This is a genomic window from Flavobacterium sp. 123 (assembly GCF_003634825.1).
Taxonomy (GTDB): domain Bacteria; phylum Bacteroidota; class Bacteroidia; order Flavobacteriales; family Flavobacteriaceae; genus Flavobacterium.
Window position 1 is genome coordinate 994,036 of record NZ_RBXD01000001.1, and the last position, 24,017, is coordinate 1,018,052.

Here is a 24,017-nt window from a genome sequence, read left to right on the forward strand (position 1 = left end):
TTTTTAATTTATTATTGAAAAAAAACTAAAGATCAAAAAAATGCTTTTCTTTCTTTATGTCACTTAATTTTTAGGAGTGTTTACTTTTTAAAAATCCGCATCAAAACTAATTTTTTGAGCATCACTATCGGTATTCATTACACCTGATTTTTGATATTCACCAACTTTTTTCTCAAAGAAGTTTGTTTTTCCTTGAAGCGAGATCATGTCCATAAAATCAAAAGGATTTGCAGTATTATATACTCTATCACATCCTAATTCTACTAACAATCTATCCGTTACAAACTCTAGGTATTGCGTCATTAATGTTGCATTCATTCCAATCAAACTTACCGGTATTGATTCGGTGATAAATTCTCTTTCAATATCTAATGCATTAACAATAATTTCTTTAATTCTATCTTTTGGTACTTTATTTATCAAATGATGATTGTGTAAATGCACCGCAAAATCACAATGAACTCCTTCGTCACGAGAAATCAATTCGTTAGAAAAAGTCAAACCTGGCATTAATCCTCTTTTTTTCAACCAAAAAATTGAACAGAAACTTCCAGAGAAGAAAATACCTTCCACAGCAGCAAAAGCAATCAATCGCTCTGCAAAAGAATCCGATTCAATCCATTTTAATGCCCATTCTGCTTTTTTCTTAATAGCAGGAAAAACATCAATTGCAGTAAATAATTCTGTTTTCTCAGTTTCATCTTTCACATAAGTATCAATCAAAAGTGAATAGGTTTCGCTATGAATATTTTCCATCATGATTTGGAAACCATAAAAGAATTTTGCTTCTGCATATTGAACTTCGTTTACGAAATTTTCAGCAAGATTTTCATTTACAATTCCATCAGAAGCAGCAAAAAAGGCAAGAATATGTTTGATAAAATATCTTTCGTCATCACTAAGTTTATTATTCCAGTCATTTAAATCTTGAGACAAATCTATTTCTTCGGCTGTCCAGATACTTGCTTCCATTTTTTTGTACCATTCCCAAATATCATGGTGCTTTATAGGAAAAATAACGAAACGATTTTTATTTTCTTGTAAAATTGGTTCAACTTGCGTCATTGCTATTGTTTATTTTTTTGAAATTTTAACGAAATTTTGTGCATTCAGGGGATTACAAAGATTGTGAAATATTGCGGAAGTTAAAAGCCAAACTTATTCACAATCTGGTCTAGTTTTTAACAAAAATAAAAAATAAGGATACTTTTCATACAAATCTTAAATTTCTAAATATCAGATATTTAAAAATAAAAAAAGTAGTCAAGGCACTGTAAAATATAGGATTTAATAAACGTAAAACAAGAAATATTTTATTTTATTTTAAAAATAATTATTACCGTTCGTCGATTTATTTTTGAATTAATTTGCAGTAATGCTATTTTGGAAAACGAAACTAATTCTGGAAGGTGTTTTAGACTATGAATGCTTCATATCCTGAGCCACTTTTTCAAGCTCTGCAAACCAATCTTCACCAAATTTTCTAATTAAAGCTTCTTTGACAAATTTATAAACGGGTACTTCTAATTCTTTTCCTAATGAGCAAGCATCGTCACAAATATCCCATTTATCATAATTAACAGCTGCGAATTCCGTGAAGTCTTTTACTCGTATAGGATATAAATGACAGGAAACAGGTTTTTTCCAATCAACTATACCTTGATTATAGGCTTGTTCAATACCACAAAGTGCTGTTTTACCATCAAAAATAACGTAAGCACAGTCTTTGTTGTCTATTAATGGTGTTTCAAGATCCCCATCAGTTCCTTTTACCCAAGTCCCTTGCGCTTCTATAGCAGCAATTCCTTCTTTTCGTAAAAAAGGTTTAACTTTGGGATATATTTCCTCCATAATTTTTGTTTCCTCAACGCTTAAAGGCGCACCAGCATCACCGTCAACACAGCAAGCTCCTTTACAAGCTGACAAATTGCAAACAAAATCTTTTTCGAGTATGTCTTCTGAGACGATGGTTTTTCCTAATTGAAACATTATTATGAAGTAGTATGATTATAAAGTGCAAATATAGTCAAACTAACACAAAAGGGATTAATATGTGATTTTTAAAATGCTACTTAAAGATTCATAATTTGAGTTTTGATTAGACATAACCACATAAATATTTTCATCTTTATCAATCGTCATACATCTCAAACCTCCGTAATTATTATCTAAGTGAAAGGACACAACTGCGCCTGTAGGAGTAATTTTATTAATAGTATTATCAATACTACCCGTATACACATTACCTTTGCTATCACATATCAAATCGCTAGGAGGGGAATTTAAATTAGAAACTAACCAACTATATCTTCCTTTTGAACTTATTGTGCCAATACTTGAATGATCTGCCAAATAATAATTCCCATAAGGATCTATCGTAAAGTCTCCAACCAATCCATAGCCAGACGCAAATTGAGAACTATTTCCTAATGCATCAATCTTATTCAGTTTTCCGAATGAAAAATTATTGATAAATAACTCCCCATTCTTTTTATCAAAAAACAAATTGCTTGCAAAATAATCAACCCTTAAAAAAGGGGTAGCAATTCCAGAAACATCAATTTTATCAATATTTGACAAGGTATTCTCTGGCTTTAGAGCGAATAAATTACCTTTGGAATCAAAAGCCATTCCCCAATAGTTACCGCTTACAAAAGAAGAAATAGCCCCAGAAGAAGTTATTTTATAAATACCTGCATCTGTTGATAAATATAAAATTCCCGATTCATCAAATATTAAATTATGAGGAAAAGAGAGAATTTGATTCATATTTGAAGAATAGGAAGTTGTAACGGGATTTATAACATTTGGCGCCCATTTAGCATATAAAGTGCTATTTTCTCGTATCACATTCGAATACTTAAACGGAAGCTGCAATTCCTCATCATAGTACCAACCTACAAATGTAAATCCCTTGTCTACTGGAGTACTTTCTTTGACCAAGGATCCTGAATTAAAAGTTTGTGGAGCTAAATCATTACCCCCTTTTGAATCAAAAGTCACTGTTATCATCACTTCGTCTTCCGTTTTAGAACATCCAACAAGCAAAAACAACCCAATTAAAAACAATACTATTCCTTTATTCATATTACCGATTTTAAGTAAATTAACAAAAATATTATTTTATTATAAAATTTAAAAACATAAAACATAAAAACCCTCAAGAATCTCCATTTTTTAAAATACGCTAGAGTTAACGAATAAAGCGTTAAAAAACAAGTGTTTTAAATTCTTTAAAATATTTCAAAAAGGAAACCAAAAACAGATACTAGAATAAAAATGTACCTTTGCAAACAAAAAAAGCTATGTTAGAAATTGACTTTAAAGAAATCATAACCGTTGGAATGGTGCTTTTTGCCGTAATTGATATCGTAGGAACCATTCCTATTATTGTTGATTTAAGAGCCAAACATGGCCATATCGAATCTGAAAAAGCTTCTCTTGTAGCTGGATTTATCATGATTGTTTTTTTATTTATCGGTGAAGAATTTTTAAGCCTAATAGGAATCGATGTTCATTCTTTTGCTGTTGCGGGTTCATTTGTATTGTTCTTTTTAGCACTTGAAATGATTCTGGGAATTCGCCTTTACAGAGACGAAGAAGCAAATACTGCTTCTATTGTTCCGCTTGCATTTCCATTGATAGCTGGAGCAGGAACAATGACCACTTTGCTTTCTTTACGATCACAATTTCACACCATAAATATTGTTATTGCAATTGTTCTAAATATTATTTTAGTTTACATCGTTCTAAAATCGTCTTCAAAACTCGAAAAAATGTTAGGAAAAAACGGACTTGGAGTAATTCGTAAAGCATTTGGCGTTGTTCTTCTTGCCATTGCTGTTAAATTATTTGCCGCTAATGTTAAAGGTTTGTTTGTCTAAAATAAATTTTTATAAATTTACTGCCGATGTTATTTATAAATAGTTTTGATTTTTTGGAAATGCATTACATTAACTAATTTCCAGAACTATTCTTTTTTATAATAAAAAACAAAAAATTATCTTATGAAAATTTTCACTACCGTTTTAGTTTTTTTAGCACTTGCTTTAACTATCTTCAACATTACATTACTTGATTTCAAAAATCCGTTACAAGGAGACAGTGTTGTTGCTCTTATTGGGGTTGCTGCTTCTTTTTGTGCTGTGCTAATTCTTTTAATTTTTAAAATGTCAAAAAAGATTGAAGAAAAAATGAACGACAAACTTTAATAATGTTTGACGTTTTAATCATTGGCGGAGGTGTTTCAGGAATGTCTTGCGCACTTGTTTTAGGTTCAGCAAAAAACAAATCCTTTGCTTCTGATAAAAAAATAGGGATTTTAACCCATCAAAAAAATTCAGCTCTTCAAGAAGCACTATTTAACAATGCATACGGAATTGCTCCAGGCAAATTAGGTTCTGAATTATTAACAGAGAGTATTCAGCATTTGTCTACCATTTACCCTCATGTTTTACAAATCCCCAATGAAAAAGTCTTCAAAATAGAAGGCGAATATCCCCATTTTAAAGTTAGCACCAATAAAAATTCTTATACTACCAAAACTATTGTAATTGGTATTGGTTCAGCAAATACTTTTGCCATCGAAGGATTGATGCAATTTGTAGAATCACATCAAAAATCGCTACCTGAAAAACAGCGTATTCAATTACAAAACAAGGATCATAAAGTTACCGAAGGTATTTATGCAATTGGAACATTAGCAGGCTGGAGAAGCCAACTAGCAATTGCTTCTGGAAGTGGCGCAGCCGTCGCCACAGACATTCTTACGCTATGGAATGGAGGCGTTCAGACACATGCTCACGACAGCATCCGATAATTTTTCTTTGAAATTTTACAGGAATAAAATTTAGTTTTTAGGATTTGAGATTTTCCCTAAAACTGTTTTTATCATAGTATCTTCTTTTAGTGAAATTTGGTAGTAATACTCTTCACCAAACAATTGTCTAGCAAATTCAGCATTGATATACCGTTTTACCATAGCTTTGTTTTTATTGAATTTAATATCCAATCCATTTTCAAAAATATACTTTTGAAACAAATTAAAATACAAATCTGTTTTATTCATTCTATCAACAAAGTCGCCAAAAGTCACTCCTTTAAAAAGATTTCTATTTTTGTCCAGTTGTTCAAAAACAAAATGACCCACAACTCCTGATTGCATTATATAGGCTGTAGTTTCATTACCGTGTTCTACTTCAAGAGGCACAAAAACATCCGGCACAATTCCGCCGCCGCCATATACAATTCTACCTTTTTTAGTTTTAAACTTTAAAGAATCTGTTACTTTTATACTGTCTTTTTCATACAATTCCCCATTTATAAAACGAGAATCCGATTCTTTAAAATAGCTTTCATTCCCTTTAGAATATGGTTTTTGTATCGAACGCCCTGTAGGTGTATAATATCTAGCAATGGTTAATCGTACGGCGGAACCATCTTGAAAATCCATTTCGCGCTGCACTAATCCTTTTCCAAAAGAACGACGCCCAACAATAGTTCCTCTATCATTATCCTGAATAGCTCCAGCAAGAATTTCGCTTGCCGAAGCGCTATTTTCATTTATCAACACAAATAGTTTTCCGTTTTCAAAACTTCCTTCTCCAGTGGCAAATGTTTTATCGATTGCTCCTTTTTTATTTTTGGTAAAAACAATCAATTGCTTGTCTTTCAAAAATTCATCCGCAATAGCAATGGCTTCTTCCATGTATCCACCCCCATTATCACGCACATCCAAAACGAGCGATTGAGCTCCTTGTTTCTTTAATTTATCCAAACCTTTTTTGAATTCCTCAAAAGTAGTTTCGGCAAATCTGTTTATTTTTATGTAGCCTGTTTTAGGATTTAAGAGTAAGGCAACATCAACACTTTTTAAGGCAATGACATCTCGCTTTACTTTTATTTTCAGTTTTTTACGTTCTGCTTTTCTGTAAACCGTAATATCAACTTCAGAACCTACTGTCCCTTTGAGTTTAGAAAACAAAGTATCATTAGGTAATTTTCGTCCAAATAATTTTGTTTTATCCGCATATAAAATTCGGTCACCCGCTTTAATTCCAGCTTTGGCCGAAGGACCATTATCAACTGGCTTTATAACAGCAACAGAATCATTGTACATATAGAAATTGATACCAATACCCACAAAATTACCTTTCATGTTTTCCGCAACTTCTGCTTGTTCTTTTGGTGGAATATAAACAGAATGCGGATCTAGTTTAGCTAAAATATTGTCAACGGTAAGATTCACAATAGAATCTGTATTGACATCATCGACATATTCATTATCAATAAAGTCGATGAGTTGATTCAGCTTGTTTTTCGAATTGTTTTTGGCTAAAAAATGATTGCTGTTATTGAAATTTAACATGCCACCAAGTAGTATTCCAACAACTAGTGAAGTTCCAATAACAATTGGTAAATATTTAAGGTTGAATTTCATTATTCTTCTAATACCGGAATATGCTCTATTTCCACGCCTGCTTTAATCAAAAATTGAATCCCTGAATCATCACGATATCCATTATGAAAAACCACTCTTTTTATTCCTGATTGATGAATCAATTTGCTACACTCTTTACAAGGTGAAAGTGTAATATATAAAGTTGCTCCTTCACAAGATTGTGTAGATCTAGCCACTTTTAAAATTGCATTCGCCTCAGCATGCAAAACATCCCAACGTGTTAATCCCTCTTCATCCTCACAACAATTCTCAAATCCTGATGGAGTACCGTTGTATCCATCAGAAATTATCATACGATCTCGTACTATTATTGCGCCTACTTGTTTGCGTTTGCAATAAGACAAAAAACTCCATTCTTTTGCAATTCTAAGATAGGCTTTGTCGTATTTATTTAATTTTTTTTCGTTCATCTTATTTATCTGTTCCAAATTTCACTTTCTAAAATCATTGGTAAAACCACCCCTATTATAAATGCTGACATTACTAAAGTCCAATCCCGTTTAGAAAACCTAAAAACAGTTTGAACAATATATGATAGCACAAGAACTACAAAAACCACTATAATCTGAGCAGCCTCAATTCCTAATGCAAATTCTGACAATGGTATTAATTTTGAATTGGCACTTCCGCCAAGTATTGTTTTAAAATAGTTTGAAAAACCTAATCCATGTATAATTCCGAAAAACAATGTTATAAAAAAAACCAAATTCAAGCTTTCTTTTTTACTTGATTTTCCAGCTGTAAAAAGACTAAATAATGCTGTTACAAAAATAGTTATAGGAATCAAAAACTCAACAACATTTACCTTTATAGCTACAATTTCATAAACCGAAAGTAGCAATGCCATAGTATGACCCACTGTAAAAAGCGTTACTAAAAGAACTATTCGTTGCCAATCTTTAAATGTAAATGGGACAGCTAAAGCTACTAAAAATAAAACATGATCATAGGCATAAATATTCAAAACGTGTTTTAATCCAATTTGAAAGTAAATCCAAAAATCTGACATAGATTACTAATTTATTAAATTGACAATGGGGTTGTAAACTTACGATTAATTTTGAAAATGATGATTTTGGATTAACAAATCATTTGGTAAAAAACCGAAAAAAATCATATAAATTTAAAAGCCATATAGAAAGCAATTCTCAAAAAAGAAGTATCTTTATATTATAAAAACTAACTATTATGTCATTTTCAGATTTATTCGACAGCGAATTTAAACAAAGAAATAAAGGTCATTTCTCTGCCATTGTTCGCGTGGCGCTTGCTGATGGGAAATCATCCCCAGAAGAAAAAGCTTTTTTAGACAAACTGGCCACAAACCTTGAAATCATCCCTTCAGAATATGAAGAGATTTTAGAAAACCCTTTAAAATACCCTATCAATCCTCCTTATTTACATGTGGAACGATTAGAACGTTTGTATGATTTAGCAAGAATCGTTCATATTGATCATCATTTAGGAGACAAGAGAGAAAAAATGCTTTTAAAATTTGGATTAGCATTAGGATTTACTCCTGGAAATGTAAATTACATCGTCAATAAGGCTTTAACCCTAGTGGATAAAAAAGTAGATTTAGATACTTTTATCTATGAAATGAAAAACATGAATAAATAATTAAAAAGCTCCCAATTGGGAGCTTTTTACATTTTAATATTTGCTTAGTTTGGCAAGGCGCATAAAATCCTCCGCCTTTTCTACCATATTTAAACTTCCACAAAAGAAAGGCGCTCGCTCATGTAATTCTGTAGGTTGTATTTCCATTATTCTATTAAATCCATCCGAAGCTTTCCCTCCTGCTTGTTCCGCAATAAATGCCATAGGATTGCATTCATACAGTAATCGCAATTTCCCTTTAGGTGCTTTTGAGCTTGTTGGATATAAATAAACCCCACCTTTTATCATATTTCTATGAAAATCAGAAACTAAGCTTCCGATGTAACGAGACGTATAAGGCCTATCGTCCTCTTCCAGCTGGCAATATTTGATATAATCTTTTACTCCTTGCGGAAAATGCACATAATTCCCCTCATTAATGGAATAAATAGTTCCATTTTGTGGGAATTTCATATCTGGATGTGACAAGTAAAAAGTACCAATCGCAGGATTCAAAGTAAACCCATTTACACCGTGACCAGTAGTGTAAACTAACATCGTTGAAGTACCATAAATAACATATCCTGCTGCAACTTGATTAATTCCGGGTTGCAAAAAATCTTCAATTGTTACTGGAGTTCCAATAGGAGTTATCCGTCTAAAAACCGAAAAAATTGTTCCTACCGAAACATTTACATCAATGTTTGACGATCCATCTAAAGGATCCATCAAAACCACATATTTATTGTTATGGGCATTGTCTGAACCTTGCACGGTTATAAAATCATCATTCTCTTCAGAAGCAATTCCGCATACAATTTCGCGATTAATTAAAGTTTGAATAAAAATTTCATTTGCATAGACATCTAATTTTTGTTGGTCTTCGCCTTGGATATTTTGTTCTCCTGCGGCACCTACAATATCTACTAACCCAGCTTTATTTACTTTATAATTAACCACCTTAGCGGCCAATCGGATAGAGTTAATAATTCGGGATAATTCGCCTGACGAGTATTGAAAGGCATTCTGGTTTTCGATGATAAATTCACCTAATGTTTTGTTGCGTTGTTCCATTACGAAATCGTTGTAGTTGTTTTGAGGTAACAAATATCGCTTTTTTTGTGAAAACAACATGAATACTATTTATTTAGTTTACCGTATTGTATATTTGCTTAAAAATTGTTGATTTTTGGCAGAAATTTGCGTTAATTTGGCCAATTCAACAATTAAAATTAAGAATTTACAAAATGAGCATTCCGCGGAGTTTGATGCAAACATCAATTTAAAGACATGCGGATTTTAGATTCTAATAAAAAACAAATAAAAACCACGTATGAATATCAGAAAAGGAAATCCTGAAGACATGAAAGCCGTTTTAGGACTCATTCAGGAGCTGGCAGAATTTGAAAAAGAACCAAATGCTGTGCTTATAACTGTTGATGATTTAATTCGCGATGGTTTTAGCGAAACGCCTTTATTTCATGTTTTTGTAGCAGAATTAGATTCTGAAATTGTGGGAATAGCATTGTATTATTATCGTTATTCAACTTGGAAAGGAAAGACAATCCATTTAGAAGATTTAGTTGTAAAAGAAAAAATGCGCGGAACAGGTCTAGGATATGCCTTGTATTCTGAAATTATAAAACAAGGACAAAAAGATAATGTACGAAGAATTGAATGGAATGTCCTAGATTGGAATACGCCTGCAGTTGAATTTTACGAAAAATCAGGAGCAAAAGTTCTTGACGATTGGAGAGTTGTACAAATGGACCAAGAAGCAATTAATTATTTCGTTGACAATAAGTTAAAATAAAAAATAAATAAGCTTGTAGTTTCATATAAAATATGAAATCTAGAATCTGAAATCTTAATTTTAAAATGAGAGTATTCAAATTTGGTGGTGCTTCTGTAAAAGATGCCGAAGGAATTAAAAACGTATATGACGTTTTGCAAAAAGTAGGTTACGAAGATGTATTATTAGTTGTTTCAGCAATGGGAAAAACTACAAATGCACTTGAATTAGTAATAAAGAACTATTTCGAAAAATCAGCTGAATTAAATTCATCTGTTCAAGAAGTAAAAAAATACCACAATCAGATTTTGTTGGATTTATTCGAAGACGACAAAAATGCTGTTTTTGGAGCTGTGAATTCTCAGTTTTCGGACTTAGAATATTTTTTAGCACACAACAAATCACCAAATTATAATTTTGTTTACGACCAAATTGTAAGCTATGGTGAACTTATTTCTACTACTGTTTTGAGCCATTATATGAACTATATGGGAATCAATACGCAGTGGTTAGACGTACGTAATTTTGTAAAAACAAATGCTAACTACAGAGATGCCGAAGTAGATTGGGAATTGACACAAAAAAATATTGCGAAAAACGTAAAACGTAAAATATTAAATATCACACAAGGATTTTTAGGTTCTGACGAAAACAACTTTACTACAACTTTAGGTCGTGAAGGTTCGGATTATACAGCGGCAATTTTTGCATATTGCTTAAATGCCGAAAGTGTAACCATCTGGAAAGACGTTCCTGGAGTTATGAATGCGGATCCTCGTTATTTTGAAAATGCGAGCTTATTGAATCAAATCTCTTATCGTGAAGCAATTGAATTAGCTTTTTATGGCGCAACGGTTATCCACCCAAAAACGTTGCAACCGTTGCAGAAAAAGGAAATTCCTTTGTACGTAAAATCATTTATCAATCCACTATTAAAAGGAACAAGCGTTTCAAAAGGAGTTGATTTAGAACCATACTTGCCTTGTTTTATTGTAAAAAGAAACCAATTATTGATTTCACTTTCTTCTATAGATTTTTCATTTATTATGGAAGAAAACATCAGCGAAATTTTTGCTTTGTTTCACCAATTCAAAATCAAAGTAAACTTAATTCAGAATTCTGCAATTAGTTTTTCTGTTTGTGTGGAAGATAAATTTGAAAATTTCAATGAATTAAATGCAATTCTTTCTAAGAAATTCAAAGTTGAGTTTGATGAAAATGTAACTTTATATACCATTCGTCACTTTAATGATCAAGCGGCACAAACTGTTGAAAACAATAAAGTAGTTTTATTAAAACAAGTAAGCCGTGAAACCATGCAAGTGGTAACCAAAGAATAGATTACAAAATTTGTTACTATACAAAAGGGAAGTCGATGCTATTGACTTCCCTTTTGTTTACCTATCAAATTACAATCAAAAACCTAGACTTCTCTTTTTTAACATTTATAAATACTACTTTTGGAACTCTTGAGTTATTCTTATTATGTTGAAGAAATTACTTTTTTGGATAGTAATCTGTTTTATTTCTGGGCTTCAGGCACAGGAAAATAACACCTTGTTTCAAAGTAAAAAAATTCAAACAACAAAAGACACTATTTACCTTGAAAGCAACAGTATAAATTCTAGCTTTTTCAAAGTTCTTGATAAAAATAACGCTCCTATTGACAGCACTTTATACAAAGTCAATTTCCAAAAAGGAACATTAATTCTCAATGAGAAAATTGCTCAAATTCGCGATTCTGTAACCGTTAGTTATTTGAGATTTCCTGATGTTTTAACCAAAGAATACCGTATTTACGATCCAAGCAAAATAGTTAGTAATAAAGCATTATCTGGCGAATTGTACCAAATTCAAACAGATTCTCCGCAAAAAAACATTCCGTTTGACGGCTTAATTACTTCCGGAAGCATTACCAGAGGTGTAACCGTGGGAAACAATCAAAATACTTCCTTAAACTCCAATTTAGACTTACAAATTACCGGCAAGATTTCTGAAAAAGTAAGCTTACGTGCTTCTATACAGGATAGTAATATTCCGCTGCAAGAAGGCGGTTATTCACAAAAACTAGATCAATTTGATAATATTTTTATCGAAATGTTCCGTGATGATTGGAACGTGCGAGCGGGAGATATTTTTCTTGAAAATAAAAATACACAATTTTTAAATTTTAATAAAAAAGTCCAAGGACTATCCACCAGCTTTGATTTTGGAACAAAAAACAACCACACTAATGTTTTTGCATCTGTGGCTTTAGTAAAAGGGCAATATGCCAAAAGTAATTTTAAAGGGCAAGAAGGAAATCAAGGTCCTTATAAACTAAAAGGTCAGAACGGCGAATTATATGTATTAGTAATTTCAGGATCTGAGCGTGTTTATGTGAATGGTATTTTATTAAAACGAGGTGAAAATAACGATTACACCATTGATTATAATGCAGGAGAAATTGTTTTCACGCCACTTTTTACTATTACTTCCGAAATGCGAATTACAATTGAATACCAATATTCCGATCGAAATTACACGCGTTTTGCAACCTATGCAGGAGCTTCTCACGAAACCGAAAAATGGAATTTTAGTGGTTATTTATATTCTGAAAGTGATTTAAAGAACCAACCGCTACAACAAAATCTTTCTCAAGATCAAACACAAATTTTAGCAAATGCTGGAGATAATTCAAGCTTAATGACAGCACCTTCAGCTTATGAAGATTCCTATTCTGAAAACAAAATTCTTTATAAAAAAATACTGCTTAATGGCGTTGAAACGTATGAATATTCTAACAATCCTTATGATGTTTTGTACAGCCTTAAGTTTAGTTTAGTTGGTGCCAATAAAGGAAACTATATCTTGAGTAACGCTGTAGCTATTACTAAAATTTACCAATACACTGCTCCAATAAATGGAATCCCTCAAGGAAATTACGAACCTACTATACAATTAGTGGCACCAACAAAAGTTCAGGTTGCTACTTTTTTAGGAAAATATAAACCTACCGAAAAGACGTCTGTTGATTTTGAAATTGGCGTAAGCAACAATGACAAAAATTTATTTTCTTCAATAGATGATGGTAATAACAAAGGTCTAGCTGGTAAAATAAACATTAAACAACGCTTGTTTTCCAAAAGATGGAACACAGATGCCTTTGTAAATTATCAATTCATAAAGGAAAACTTCTCTTCTGTTGAACGCCTAAATACAATTGAATTTAATCGCGATTGGAATTTACAGCTCAATGCTTCAGGGAATCAAAGTTTATTAGTTTCTGGATTGAACTTTAAACTAAATCCAAAAAACAACACCCAAAACAAAGGCTTAATTAATTATCAATTTGAAAAATTAGATTTTTCAAATACTTTTTCAGGAAATAGACATAGCGTCAATGGTCATGTTAAGTTAAAAAATTGGAGTTTTCAAAACCAAGGGAGTCTTTTAAAAAGCGAAAGCACTGTAGCAAATTCTAAATTCTTAAGAAATCAATCACAAATGCGTTTCCATTTCAATAAAAACTGGATTGGAAGTAGCTTACGATTAGAGGATAATCAAGAAAAAAATACAGCTACACATCAGCTTTCTGCTCTGAGTCAACGGTTTTCAGAATATGGTTTTTTTGCAGGACGAGGAGATAGTACCAAAGTTTTTGTTGAATTGGGTTATCTAAAAAGAACTAATGATAGTTTACAAAAAGGTATAATTGAACGTGTAAATAACTCTCAAACTTTTGTTTTAAAATCAAAACTAATTCAAACCAAAAAAAGCGATCTATCCGTTTATATGAACTACCGAATCTTTGACTTTGTAACCAATACAAAACAAAAAGAATCTTCATTGAATTCTAGAATACTTTATAACAATCAGTTTTTTAACCAATTAATACAAAGTACAACTGTTTACGAAACAAATTCTGGAACCATTCCTCAACAGGAATTTACCTATCTTGAGGTAGCTGCAGGGCAGGGCGTATATACTTGGAATGATTATAATAACAACGGCATTCAAGAGTTACAGGAATTTGAAGTAGCGCCTTTTATTGATCAAGCAAAATACATTCGCGTATTTCTACCCAACCGAATTTATATTAAAACCAACCAAAATAAATTCTCCCAATCTTTAGTTATAAATCCTAATCAATGGCAAAACGAAAATGGTATTAAAAAAATACTGTCTTATTTCTATAATCAAACTTCATTTATTATCGATCGCAAAGCAAAAAATGATGGCGATAATTTTGATCTCAATCTATTTAATTCTTCTCAGAAAAACGCATTAGGATTAAATTCAAGTTTCAGAAATAGTTTGTTCTACAATCGAGGGAAGCAACATCATTCTATAACCTATACTTATTTACAAAATAATGCGAAAAATTTATTGTCAATTGGTTCGCAAGAAGCCACAAACGCATCACATCAATTACAGTATAATCATTTGTACCAGAAAAGTTGGTTACTAGGTTGTTTTCTAAAAACTATAAAAACTTCAATGTTATCTGAAAACTTTCCTGATAAAAACTATGCTATCAATGGCTACCTTATAGGGCCAAAAATCAGTTATTTATTTTCTAAAAATACGAGTTTGGATCTGTTTTATGAATTACAGAACAAAGAAAACCAAATTCGAAATTCAGAAACACTACTTCAAAATAGGTGGGGAAGTTCTTTTTCTTACTCAGGTGACAAAAAAATAACGCTAAATGGAGAACTCTCTTTTTATCAAAATAAATTTAGTGGAAACGCATTTTCATCTGTAGGATTTCAAATGCTTGAAGGACTACAAGCTGGACAAAACTTAACCTGGAGATTATTACTACAAAAGAATCTAACACAGTTTTTAGATATAAACTTAAATTATCAAGGAAGGAAAAGCCAATCAAGCCAAACCATCCATACTGGCAACATTCAACTAAGAGCATATTTTTAGCATCTCATTTAATTAAACAAGAAATAATTCTTAATTTTAGTATCTTAAAATTTAAATCCCCCAGTAAATATGAAAAAATTAGTGTTATTATTTTTGCTTTTTGCTTTTTCAAATAGTTTTTATGCTCAAGAAACTACTACTAAGAAAAAAACAAAAGCGAAAACAGAGAAAGCAGCTAAAGTTGTAAAAGAAAAACAAGAAAAAGCTAAAAAGAAAGCTAAAGAAAAAAAAGAAGAGGCTAGCGCTAATGCTGCAGAAAAAAAAGCTAAAGCAAAGGCAACCAAAGCTGATGCTAAAGCAAAAAAAGAAGCAACTGAAAGTAAAAGCAAAGCAAAACTGAATAAGGCTGATGCTAAAATTAAAGACGAAGCAGCCGAAGGTAAAAGCAAAGCAAAGGCAACAAAAGCGGATGCTAAAGCAAAAAAAGACGCAATTGAAAGCAAAGGCAAAGCAAAACTAAATAAGGCTGATGCTAAAATTAAAGAGGAAGCAGCCGAAGGTAAAAGCAAAGCAAAACTAAATAAGGCTGATGCTAAAATTAAAGAGGAAGGAAAAAAAGTTGAGAAAAAGGCTGTAAAAGTAAAAGAAACAACTGAGAAAGCACCTAAAGTAGCAGATAAAATCACTGGTGAATACAACGGTAAAAAAGTTTATACAGGACCAAGAGGAGGAAAATATTACATCAATTCAAATGGTAATAAAACATACATTCAAGAATAATTTAATTTGAATAAACAAAAAAAGGCTATCCAATGGGTAGCCTTTTTGTTTATAAACACAGACAAATCAATTACTGATAAAATAATAGTTTGGTAATCTAATGGAAATATAAAATGGGAAACTGTTTATGTATCTTTCCATTTTAAAATAAAATGATAAATTGAACTATGACTTCTTCGGAAAATACCAATAAAACAATTTTGATTGCTCCACTAAATTGGGGATTAGGACACGCAACTCGTTGTATTCCTGTCATTAAAGCTTTACAAGAAAACAATTATATCCCAATAATTGCTTCCGATGGCATTGCATTAGCCCTTTTAAAAAAAGAATTCCCTTATATTAAAACCCTAAAATTACCTTCATACCAAATTGAATATGCCAAAAACGGCAAAAACTTTAAATGGAAATTAATAAAGAATAGCCCAAAAATGATTCGTGCGATTTGGGAAGAAAAAAGACTGATTAAAAAGTGGGTTAAAAAGCATGCTATTGATGGAATTATTTCTGATAATCGATTAGGTGTTTTTAGCAAAAAAGTACCTTCTGTATTTGTAACGCACCAGCTTAATGTTATGACAGGAAACACCACTTGGATAACGAGCAAATTACATCAAAATATTATAAAAAAATATACGGAATGTTGGGTTCCAGATGTTGCGACTTTACCTAATTTAACGGGCGAACTTGGGCATTTAAAAAAAGATTCTTTGAATCTTAAATATATTGGTCCTTTAAGTAGAATGCATAAAAAAGAAACCCCAAAGCAATATGATTTAATGATTATTCTTTCGGGTCCTGAACCTCAGCGTGGCCTATTAGAAGATAAACTAAAAACAGAAGTTGTTCATTATACCGGAAAAGTAGTTTTCATCAAAGGAATCATTCAAAAAGAGCAAACGAAAGAACAAATAGGAAATGTTACCTATTATAATTTCATGAATACACGTCAACTTGAGCAAACATTCAATGAAAGTGAAACCGTATTATGTCGTTCTGGATACACTACTATTATGGATTTAGCAAAACTAGAAAAAAAGGCTTTTTTTATTCCAACACCTGGTCAATATGAGCAAGAATATTTGGCAATAAAACTAGCGAACGAAGGATTGGTCCCTTATGCAACTCAAGAGGAGTTTAAAATGGAGGATGTATCCAAAATAAATACCTACAAAGGATTGCTAGCAATTGACAACACAATTGTATGGTCGGATTTATTAAAAGTTTTTGAGTAATAAGTAGCCTTCTGGAAATAAAAAAAGCGCTGATTATAAATTATAATCAGCGCTTTTTAGATAGAATAAACTAGGATTAATTATCCGATTTTTTATCGTCAAATTTTTCGTGTTTAATAATTTTAGCATTAATCATAAAAAAAACATTTTCAGCAATATTTGTACAATGTTCAGAGATACGCTCTAAATGTTTCATCACAATTACAAGATTCGTTCCTGAAACAACTGTTTTAGAATTTGTTTTCATCTCGTTAATGATACTATGAATGGTATTGTCACATTTGTTTTTAATACTTTTATTCAAAACAAATATTTCGCCAATGGTATTCTCGTCGCGAGTCAAAAAACACTCGTTTGTTTTTATAGTAATAGATTCAACTTGTTTAGCCAATTCATCTACATTAAACTTAGAAATCAAATCATACTTGTCTTTTATATTTTTTGACTTTTTAATGATGCTTATTGCTAAATCTCCTATACGTTCAATTTCATTGCTAATTTGCATTGCAGACATAATAAAACGCAAATCTGAAGCTACTGGTTGTTGCAACGCAAAAATACTTTGACAAATTTCATCGATTTTAATATCTAATTTGTCAATTTTATGTTCCGTTTTCTTTACTTCTTTTCCTTCGGTAATTGGTTCAGAAAGCAATGCTTTGACCGCCTCACCAACTTGATGTTCAGCAAGAAGACCAATTTTTTCAATTACATTTTTTAATTTTTCTAGTTCTATTTCAAAGTGTGTTGCCATATTTTTTTATTTAAAATTAAAAGATTTACAAGGTTAAATCAAGTAAGGCTTTAAATTAATTAAGCCCGCTAAATTTAATAATTTTATCCAAATCTACCTGTAATATAATCTTCTGTTTGTTTTTGTTCTGGTTTTGTAAATATCGCATTTGTTTTGCCTATTTCTATTAACTCCCCTAAATAAAAGAATGCGGTATAATCACTAGTCCTAGCTGCTTGTTGCATATTATGCGTCACAATAATTATAGTGTATTGTTCCTTTAATTCATGAACCAATTCTTCAATTTTTGAAGTTGAAATTGGATCCAAAGCACTTGCAGGCTCATCCATAAGAATAATATCTGGGCTTACAGCCAATGTTCTTGCAATACACAAACGTTGTTGTTGACCTCCAGAAAGTCCTAAAGCTGAATCTCCTAATCTATCTTTGATTTCATCCCAAATAGCTGCTTTACGCAAAGAAGTTTCAACAATTTCGTCCAATTCCGTTTTGTCTTTTATTCCGTTAATTTTAGGACCATAAGCTATGTTCTCATAAATGGACTTTGGAAAAGGATTAGATTTTTGAAAAACCATTCCGATTTTTTTTCTGATATTAACAACATCTACGTTTTTATCGTAAATATCAACGCCCTCAACAAGCATACTCCCTGTAATTTTCACATCAGGAATAAGGTCATTCATTCTATTAATACATCTTAGGAATGTTGATTTTCCACAACCAGAAGGTCCTATTAATGCAGTCACTTTATTTCTTGGAATCTGCAAAGAAATTTCTTTCAATGCCTTTTTTTCTCCGTAATATAATGATAAATCTTTTACTTCAATTTTAATGTCTTTCATGTCTATTAATGTTATCTAAAACAATAAATGATTAGTTTAAATTTCTAATTATTTTGCTCTTCGTCTAATTCTTGATCTAATAACTACTGCTACTAAGTTTAATGATAGGGTAAGGATTAACAATACTAATGTTGTAGCGAACTGAATTGGCATTGTTTTTTCTACGTCAGAAGATTGAGTTGACATGATATAAATATGGTATCCCAAATTCATAAATTGGTCACTCAAAGAACCTGGCAAAGTTGCTAAATAATAAGCAGCTCCAGTAAATAAAATAGGAGCAACTTCACCAGCACCTCTACTAACAGCAAGAATTGTCCCTGTCATAATTCCAGAAATTGACCCTGGGAAAACTACTTTTTTAATGGTTTGCCATTTTGTAGCTCCTAAAGCTAAACTTGCTTCACGCAATTCACGAGGAATTGTTTTTAAAGCTTCTTCTACAGAAACTATAATAACTGGAAGTGTTAGCAAAGACATTGTAAGACTCGCCCAAAGTATATTTGGTTGTCCCCATCTTAATGCTCCTCCATTAAAAACAGTATCAGCACCAGCACCTACAAATTGGATGAAAAATCCAAGTCCAAAAAGACCAAAAATAATCGAAGGTACTACAGCAAGAGTTCTAATCGAAAATCGAACGGCAGCAGCAAATTTTGAATTTTCTTTTGCATATTCTGTTAGATAAATTGCAGTAATTGTTCCAAAAGGCACTGCTGCAATCGACATAACAATTACTAATATAAAAGTTCCTATCAAAGCTGGAAAAATACCTCCTTCAGTCATTCCATTTGTTGGAAATGAACTTATAAATTCCCAAGAAAACTTCTCGCGTCCTTCATAAACTATGATTCCTAAAATAATAAAAAGAATCGCAATAATCAATAAAACTGCTATTTGAGTAATTCCTACAATTAACTTTCCTTTTATGTCAACACCTTTTCCTTTACTAGAAAAAAAGTGCTTTTCTGTTTCATTTATATCTTTACTCATGATTATTTACCTTGAAATTTTTTGATTAATTTACCTTTTACGTAAAACTCAGCAACGGCATTTAATGCGAATGAAAAAATGAAAAGCAACGATCCAATAAAGAATAAAACACTATAATGCGTTTCTCCAAAAACAGTTTCGGCCATTTCGGCACCAATTGTGGCTGCAAATGTTCGCACACTCTCAAAAGGATTTGTAGACAATAATGCTGCATTTCCAGTTGCCATAAGTGCGATCATAGTTTCACCAAAAACACGACCAACTCCTAAAAGCAAAGCTGCAAAAATTCCTGGTGTAGCTGCCGGCAAAATTACAAAAAAAGCGGTTTGCCACTTACTAGCTCCTAAAGCTAAACTTGCTTCTGTAAGGGTTTTTGGTATCGCAGAAAGTGCATCTTCTGATATCGTGTAAATAATTGGAATAGCCGCTAATGCCATTGCAACTCCACCTATAAAGGCATTTAATCTTGAATCATATCCAAAAATATTTTGAAAAAATGTCGCTAAAACCATTAAAGCAAAAAATCCAATAACAACAGAAGGAAAAGCGGCAAGCATTTCTATAATTGGTTTTATAATTTCTTTGACTTTTTTTGAGGCAAAACAAGACGTATAAAGTGCTGCTAAGACTGCAAGTGGTCCAGCAATTAACATAGCAATTATGGTAACCTTTAGCGTTCCGACAAGAAGTCCTAACAATCCAAATCTAGGATGTTCAGAAACAGGGACCCATTCCGTTGTGAAAAAAGTACTCCAGGTTTTATCAGCTCCTTCATTATTTTCCGAAACTGCTTCTGGAGTTTCTTCAGAAGAAACAGCAGTAGGTTCTGCAGTTACATCTCCATATGTTTCTGGTTTCAAGTCTTCTTGCGAAACTGGTTCTGATCCATATGTTTCAGGCTTTAAATCTTCTGTTGGTTCAGAGCCATATGATTCTGGTTTCAATTCACCAGCTGGTTCAGCACCGTATGATTCAGGCTTTGAACCTGATTCAGTAGCTTGAATTTCTGTTTTTACAGCTTCTTTTCCAAAATTAAAGATTGGCAATGATTCTTTAAAAACAAAAACAAAAATTAGAAAAATTATTGCAATAGATAAAAATGCAACTGATGAAATAATTTTCTCTGCTAGAAACTCTGAAAGTCTGAATTGTTTTTTCAGACTCTCTTTAGTAAAGCTTCTATTAATTGGATATTGTGAATTCATTTATTTGAATTAAGAAATTCATATTTTTTTAAATACAAAATTATCCCTAACCAGAAACCGGAAAGGGATAATAGATTTGCTTTTTATTATTTTACAGGGAAGTAACCCACTGAAGTAATCAATTTTTGACCTTCTGGACTTAAAATCCAATCAACGAATTTTTTAGTTTCTCCTGTTGGTCTAGATTTCAAATACATGTATAAGTATCTTGTGATAGGATATGTTTTGTTTTTGATTGTTTCAGCAGTTGGATAAACTCCTGGAGTTTTATCATCTTTCTTTACTTTACAATCTTTAACTCCTTCTGCGTAAGCAGCACCACCGTATCCAATAGCATATTTATCTTTTTTAACTGCATTTACAATTGCTGCAGTTCCAGGCAAAGTTTGACAACTTGGTGCATAATCTGTTTTTACAACATTGTCTTTGAAGAAAACAAATGTTCCAGAGCTACTTTCTCTACCGTACAATCTAATTCCTGCATCAACTCCACCTACTTGTTTCCAGTTTGTGATTTTTCCAGAAAAGATATCTCCAATTTGTCTTACTGTAAGCTCAGAAACACCATTAGCTTTGTTTAAATAAACTGACAATCCGTCTTTTGCACAAGGAATTTCAATTCCAAGAGTGTTATATCTTTGTTTCAATTTATCAACTTCAGAAGCTTTCATTGGACGACTAGAGTTTGCAATATCTGTAGAACCATTGATTAATGCTGCAATACCTACTCCAGATCCACCACCAGTAACTTGAATTGTAGCTCCAGGGTTTTTTTGCATATATACTTCAGCCCATTTTTGAGATAAAATAACCATAGTATCAGAACCTTTAACTGTTATTTTATTCAATGTTGTAAATGAAAATCCTATTGTCATCACAACTAATAAGATTGCTGCTATTTTAATTTTTTTAGTTTTCATTATTTTTTTATTAAGGTATATTTTTAATTATTTTAGAACTTCGCTTGAATTCTTATTGTGAAAGTGTTATCTTTTTTATCTCTATTTAAGTAATCAGCTCCAACACCTGAATTAGTACTTTTTTCGTTTGTTGGCAATGAATATCCAAAATTGATTTTGATGTTATCATCATAAAAATACTGCCAAGAAAGTGCTAAAGTTGTATATTTTAAATCAGCCGCAGTAGTAACTAAATTTCCAGCTAATTTTGAATTTGGATCAAATGAATCATAACGAGCGATTAATTGGTTTTTAACCCCGATGTTTTTAATGAATTGCACATAGAATCCTTTGAAATCTCTAAGACCATCAACTTTGAATTCTTTGTTATAATTTGCATAAGCACTGTTTTTCACCCCTGAAAGTGTTCCTGAGATATATTCCCCTTTTAAAGCTGCGCCACCTAAAATATCATAGTAGATTTGCATTTCAGCTCCAAACCATTTTTTGTCTAATTTATCCCCTACATTTACAGTTAAAGCTTCTCCATTAACTCCAGTAAATCCTGTTAGTGTTGAACCTGAAAGAATTTCAGTTTTTCCAAAATACCCATGTCCTCCAAAATCAATTCCAAGACCAGAATTTGGTAATTTTATAGAATATACCGCTCTAGCTATAACATCTTTATTGTTGTCAATATCTTTAACTTGGTTAGTAGTAGTTCCTTGAGCAAAGTTTCCATTTACTACTGCTAATTGCAATTTCAAAGGGAAGTTGTATTTAGTATCAAAATTAGCTTCTAATTTTGCTCCTAATTCTTTTTCACCTGGATACAAAACACTCGCCATTCTTGTTCTTTCTAACATTTCCATAGATCCTGAAGAGTATTCAACCTCATAACTTGGTCTATCAAATTGTCCTAAAAATAAAGAGAATGTTTTTGACCAACGGTCGTTTAAAACTACATAAGCATCTTTCAAAGAAACTTTATCGAAAGAGAAATCAGGTTGCAATACAAACTTTACTCCGTCAGTTGCTTCGTAAGCAAATTTAATTCTAGCTCTTCTTAAATAAAATGAATTTGAAATTCCATCACGAGCTCCTGAAGCTTTCCAGCTATCATACATGTCATATTGGGCTTGGATATATCCTGATACTTTAATTTTTGTCAATTTTCCTAGATCTGCATCTGAAGTAGCAAGTCTTTCTTCTAAGCCTGCAAATTTCATAGAGTGTTCGTCAACAGATTCTTTTAATGATTCGATACTAGCTGATTTTATTGTATCATTTTGCACGTCTTGTGCCTTAGCTACGAATGCGCCTAATAATAAAAACGCTACAGTAATTTTTTTCATTCTTAGTTTTATTTGATTAATTTTCTGATGCAAAGATGCGGCAGCAATGTTAACCAAACGTTAAGATGATATTATGTTGTGAAGAAATAATTGTTACTCAATTGTTATACAAATTTGCTTTCGGCATAAAGTACCTAAAAACAAGAACAAAAGGGGTTAGTCTTTTTTGACCGCTTTATCAAGAGTGAAGGAAAATTCAGAACCTATTCCAAATTCACTTTCTACATAAATTTTCTCTTTATGAGCCTCAATAATGTGTTTTACAATTGACAAACCTAATCCAGAGCCACCTTCAGAGCGAGAGCCGCTCTTGTCTACACGATAAAAACGTTCAAAAAGTCTCGGAATATTTTGCTTTTCTATTCCTTCCCCATTATCGCTTATTCTTACTAAGACTTTTTTCTTAGTCAAATTAACAATTCCAACTTCTGTTAACCCACCTTCTTTACCATATTTAATGGAATTGACTATAAGGTTTTCAATTACTTGTTGGATTTTATCTTTATCTCCTTTTACAAAGACAGGCTGGATATGATAGTTTTCAAATGCTAATGTAATCTTCTTTTTATCTGCCTTCATTTCTAATAAATCAAAGACATTTTGAATCAGCTCTACAATATCAAATTCGGAAAATTCCAAATTCAAATCTCCGACTTCGAGTTTAGTAATCATATCTAAATCTTCCACAATATAGATTAATCGCTCTACTCCTTTTTCGGCACGTTTTAAATATTTTTTTCGAATGTTTTTGTCTTCCATCGCTCCATCGAGTAATGTAGACAAATAGCCTTGAACCGTAAACAATGGTGTTTTTAATTCATGCGAAACATTTCCAAGAAATTCTCTGCGGTATTCTTCTCTAATTTGCAACATTTGAATTTCTAATTTCTTATCTGTAGCAAACTTTTTTACTTCTCGAGTAAGTGTCTCAAGATCTGTAGTTATAGGTTGATTAATAAACGAACTTGTCTCTAACAAAGAAACATCATCATAGATTTTTTTTACCCGTCTGTAAATAAATCGTTCCACTCGATATTGCAGAACAAGGAAAGAGAAAATAGAAAAAATAAGAAAAAAAACAGACCCTAAAAAAAGGATGTTTTGGCTTTCGTATTTTGCCATAAATTTAAATAACAGCATTACAAATCCTGCTGCAAAAAGACTAACATATAGCGCTGATTTTACAGCAAACTTATAGTTCTTTTTAAAATTTATTTTCATCTATTTTACCCCTAAACTTTTTAAG

At 31.8% G+C, this 24,017-nt stretch carries 23 protein-coding genes; 9 read left to right on the forward strand and 14 right to left on the reverse strand.

The window, feature by feature from the left end; all coding sequences use genetic code 11:
• Window positions 1–87: 87 nt before the first annotated feature.
• The 3 genes from C8C88_RS04455 to C8C88_RS04465 all read right to left on the reverse strand — a co-directional run bounded on the left by C8C88_RS04455 (window position 88) and on the right by C8C88_RS04465 (window position 3,087).
• Complete coding sequence (locus C8C88_RS04455; RefSeq protein ID WP_121336960.1) at window positions 88–1,065, reverse strand: ribonucleotide-diphosphate reductase subunit beta; 978 nt, start codon at window positions 1,063–1,065, stop codon at window positions 88–90.
• A gap of 354 nt (window positions 1,066–1,419) precedes the next feature.
• Window positions 1,420–1,989, reverse strand: coding sequence for a DUF3109 family protein (locus C8C88_RS04460; protein WP_121336961.1), 570 nt, complete (start codon window positions 1,987–1,989; stop codon window positions 1,420–1,422).
• Window positions 1,990–2,046: 57 nt separating this feature from the next.
• Window positions 2,047–3,087, reverse strand: coding sequence for an InlB B-repeat-containing protein (locus tag C8C88_RS04465; protein WP_121336962.1), 1,041 nt, complete (start codon window positions 3,085–3,087; stop codon window positions 2,047–2,049).
• 218 nt (window positions 3,088–3,305) lie between these two features.
• Between C8C88_RS04465 and C8C88_RS04470 the strand changes: the two genes are divergently transcribed.
• The 3 genes from C8C88_RS04470 (at window position 3,306) to C8C88_RS04480 (ending at window position 4,819) form a co-directional block, all read left to right on the forward strand.
• Entirely contained in the window at window positions 3,306–3,884 is a 579-nt protein-coding gene (locus tag C8C88_RS04470) for a MarC family protein (RefSeq protein ID WP_121336963.1), read from the forward strand.
• Window positions 3,885–4,007: 123 nt separating this feature from the next.
• Entirely contained in the window at window positions 4,008–4,211 is a 204-nt protein-coding gene (locus C8C88_RS04475) for a hypothetical protein (RefSeq protein ID WP_121336964.1), read from the forward strand.
• A 2-nt stretch (window positions 4,212–4,213) separates the two neighbouring features.
• Window positions 4,214–4,819: an FAD-dependent oxidoreductase gene (locus C8C88_RS04480; RefSeq protein ID WP_121336965.1), complete on the forward strand. Its 606-nt coding sequence runs from the start codon at window positions 4,214–4,216 to the stop codon at window positions 4,817–4,819.
• 30 nt (window positions 4,820–4,849) lie between these two features.
• On the opposite strand, the gene C8C88_RS04485 is transcribed toward C8C88_RS04480, so the two are convergent.
• The 3 genes from C8C88_RS04485 to C8C88_RS04495 are packed head-to-tail and all read right to left on the reverse strand — an operon-like array spanning window position 4,850 to window position 7,469.
• On the reverse strand, window positions 4,850–6,439 hold the full coding sequence (locus C8C88_RS04485) for a S41 family peptidase (protein WP_121336966.1): 1,590 nt from the start codon (window positions 6,437–6,439) through the stop codon (window positions 4,850–4,852).
• Window positions 6,439–6,870 carry a dCMP deaminase family protein gene (locus tag C8C88_RS04490; protein ID WP_121336967.1) on the reverse strand — a complete coding sequence of 144 codons (432 nt, stop codon included), beginning with the start codon at window positions 6,868–6,870 and terminating at the stop codon, window positions 6,439–6,441. The genes C8C88_RS04485 and C8C88_RS04490 overlap by 1 nt, the downstream gene beginning before the upstream one ends.
• Window positions 6,871–6,875: 5 nt before the next feature.
• The gene (locus tag C8C88_RS04495; protein ID WP_121336968.1) at window positions 6,876–7,469 is read right to left on the reverse strand and encodes a HupE/UreJ family protein; all 594 of its coding nucleotides are present in this window, start codon (window positions 7,467–7,469) and stop codon (window positions 6,876–6,878) included.
• Window positions 7,470–7,648: 179 nt separating this feature from the next.
• Between C8C88_RS04495 and C8C88_RS04500 the strand changes: the two genes are divergently transcribed.
• Entirely contained in the window at window positions 7,649–8,080 is a 432-nt protein-coding gene (locus C8C88_RS04500) for a TerB family tellurite resistance protein (protein WP_121336969.1), read from the forward strand.
• Between the two features lie 33 nt (window positions 8,081–8,113).
• On the opposite strand, the gene fbp is transcribed toward C8C88_RS04500, so the two are convergent.
• Window positions 8,114–9,133 (reverse strand): class 1 fructose-bisphosphatase, encoded by a 1,020-nt coding sequence (gene fbp / locus C8C88_RS04505; RefSeq protein WP_121336970.1) that lies wholly within the window; start codon window positions 9,131–9,133, stop codon window positions 8,114–8,116.
• A gap of 259 nt (window positions 9,134–9,392) precedes the next feature.
• Between fbp and C8C88_RS04510 the strand changes: the two genes are divergently transcribed.
• From C8C88_RS04510 to C8C88_RS04530, 5 genes are all read left to right on the forward strand, one after another.
• Complete coding sequence (locus C8C88_RS04510; protein ID WP_121336971.1) at window positions 9,393–9,872, forward strand: GNAT family N-acetyltransferase; 480 nt, start codon at window positions 9,393–9,395, stop codon at window positions 9,870–9,872.
• 65 nt (window positions 9,873–9,937) lie between these two features.
• Window positions 9,938–11,191: an aspartate kinase gene (locus tag C8C88_RS04515; protein ID WP_121336972.1), complete on the forward strand. Its 1,254-nt coding sequence runs from the start codon at window positions 9,938–9,940 to the stop codon at window positions 11,189–11,191.
• 145 nt (window positions 11,192–11,336) lie between these two features.
• Complete coding sequence (locus tag C8C88_RS04520) at window positions 11,337–14,768, forward strand: hypothetical protein (RefSeq protein WP_121336973.1); 3,432 nt, start codon at window positions 11,337–11,339, stop codon at window positions 14,766–14,768.
• Between the two features lie 69 nt (window positions 14,769–14,837).
• A complete protein-coding gene (locus tag C8C88_RS04525) occupies window positions 14,838–15,488 on the forward strand; it encodes a hypothetical protein (RefSeq protein WP_121336974.1) in 651 nt (216 codons plus the stop codon).
• 167 nt (window positions 15,489–15,655) lie between these two features.
• The gene (locus C8C88_RS04530; protein ID WP_121336975.1) at window positions 15,656–16,723 is read left to right on the forward strand and encodes a glycosyltransferase; all 1,068 of its coding nucleotides are present in this window, start codon (window positions 15,656–15,658) and stop codon (window positions 16,721–16,723) included.
• Between the two features lie 76 nt (window positions 16,724–16,799).
• Here the strand turns inward: C8C88_RS04530 and phoU are convergent, their stop codons facing one another.
• The 7 genes from phoU to C8C88_RS04565 form a co-directional block, all read right to left on the reverse strand.
• Window positions 16,800–17,477: a phosphate signaling complex protein PhoU gene (phoU, locus tag C8C88_RS04535; protein ID WP_121336976.1), complete on the reverse strand. Its 678-nt coding sequence runs from the start codon at window positions 17,475–17,477 to the stop codon at window positions 16,800–16,802.
• 83 nt (window positions 17,478–17,560) lie between these two features.
• Window positions 17,561–18,319: a phosphate ABC transporter ATP-binding protein PstB gene (gene pstB, locus C8C88_RS04540; protein ID WP_121336977.1), complete on the reverse strand. Its 759-nt coding sequence runs from the start codon at window positions 18,317–18,319 to the stop codon at window positions 17,561–17,563.
• A 48-nt stretch (window positions 18,320–18,367) separates the two neighbouring features.
• Window positions 18,368–19,312: a phosphate ABC transporter permease PstA gene (gene pstA, locus C8C88_RS04545; protein ID WP_121336978.1), complete on the reverse strand. Its 945-nt coding sequence runs from the start codon at window positions 19,310–19,312 to the stop codon at window positions 18,368–18,370.
• 2 nt (window positions 19,313–19,314) lie between these two features.
• Complete coding sequence (pstC, locus tag C8C88_RS04550) at window positions 19,315–20,517, reverse strand: phosphate ABC transporter permease subunit PstC (RefSeq protein WP_121336979.1); 1,203 nt, start codon at window positions 20,515–20,517, stop codon at window positions 19,315–19,317.
• 86 nt (window positions 20,518–20,603) lie between these two features.
• Window positions 20,604–21,437, reverse strand: coding sequence for a phosphate ABC transporter substrate-binding protein (locus C8C88_RS04555; RefSeq protein ID WP_121336980.1), 834 nt, complete (start codon window positions 21,435–21,437; stop codon window positions 20,604–20,606).
• Between the two features lie 32 nt (window positions 21,438–21,469).
• Complete coding sequence (locus C8C88_RS04560; RefSeq protein ID WP_121336981.1) at window positions 21,470–22,771, reverse strand: porin; 1,302 nt, start codon at window positions 22,769–22,771, stop codon at window positions 21,470–21,472.
• A gap of 156 nt (window positions 22,772–22,927) precedes the next feature.
• Entirely contained in the window at window positions 22,928–23,992 is a 1,065-nt protein-coding gene (locus C8C88_RS04565; RefSeq protein ID WP_121336982.1) for a cell wall metabolism sensor histidine kinase WalK, read from the reverse strand.
• Window positions 23,993–24,017 lie beyond the last annotated feature (25 nt).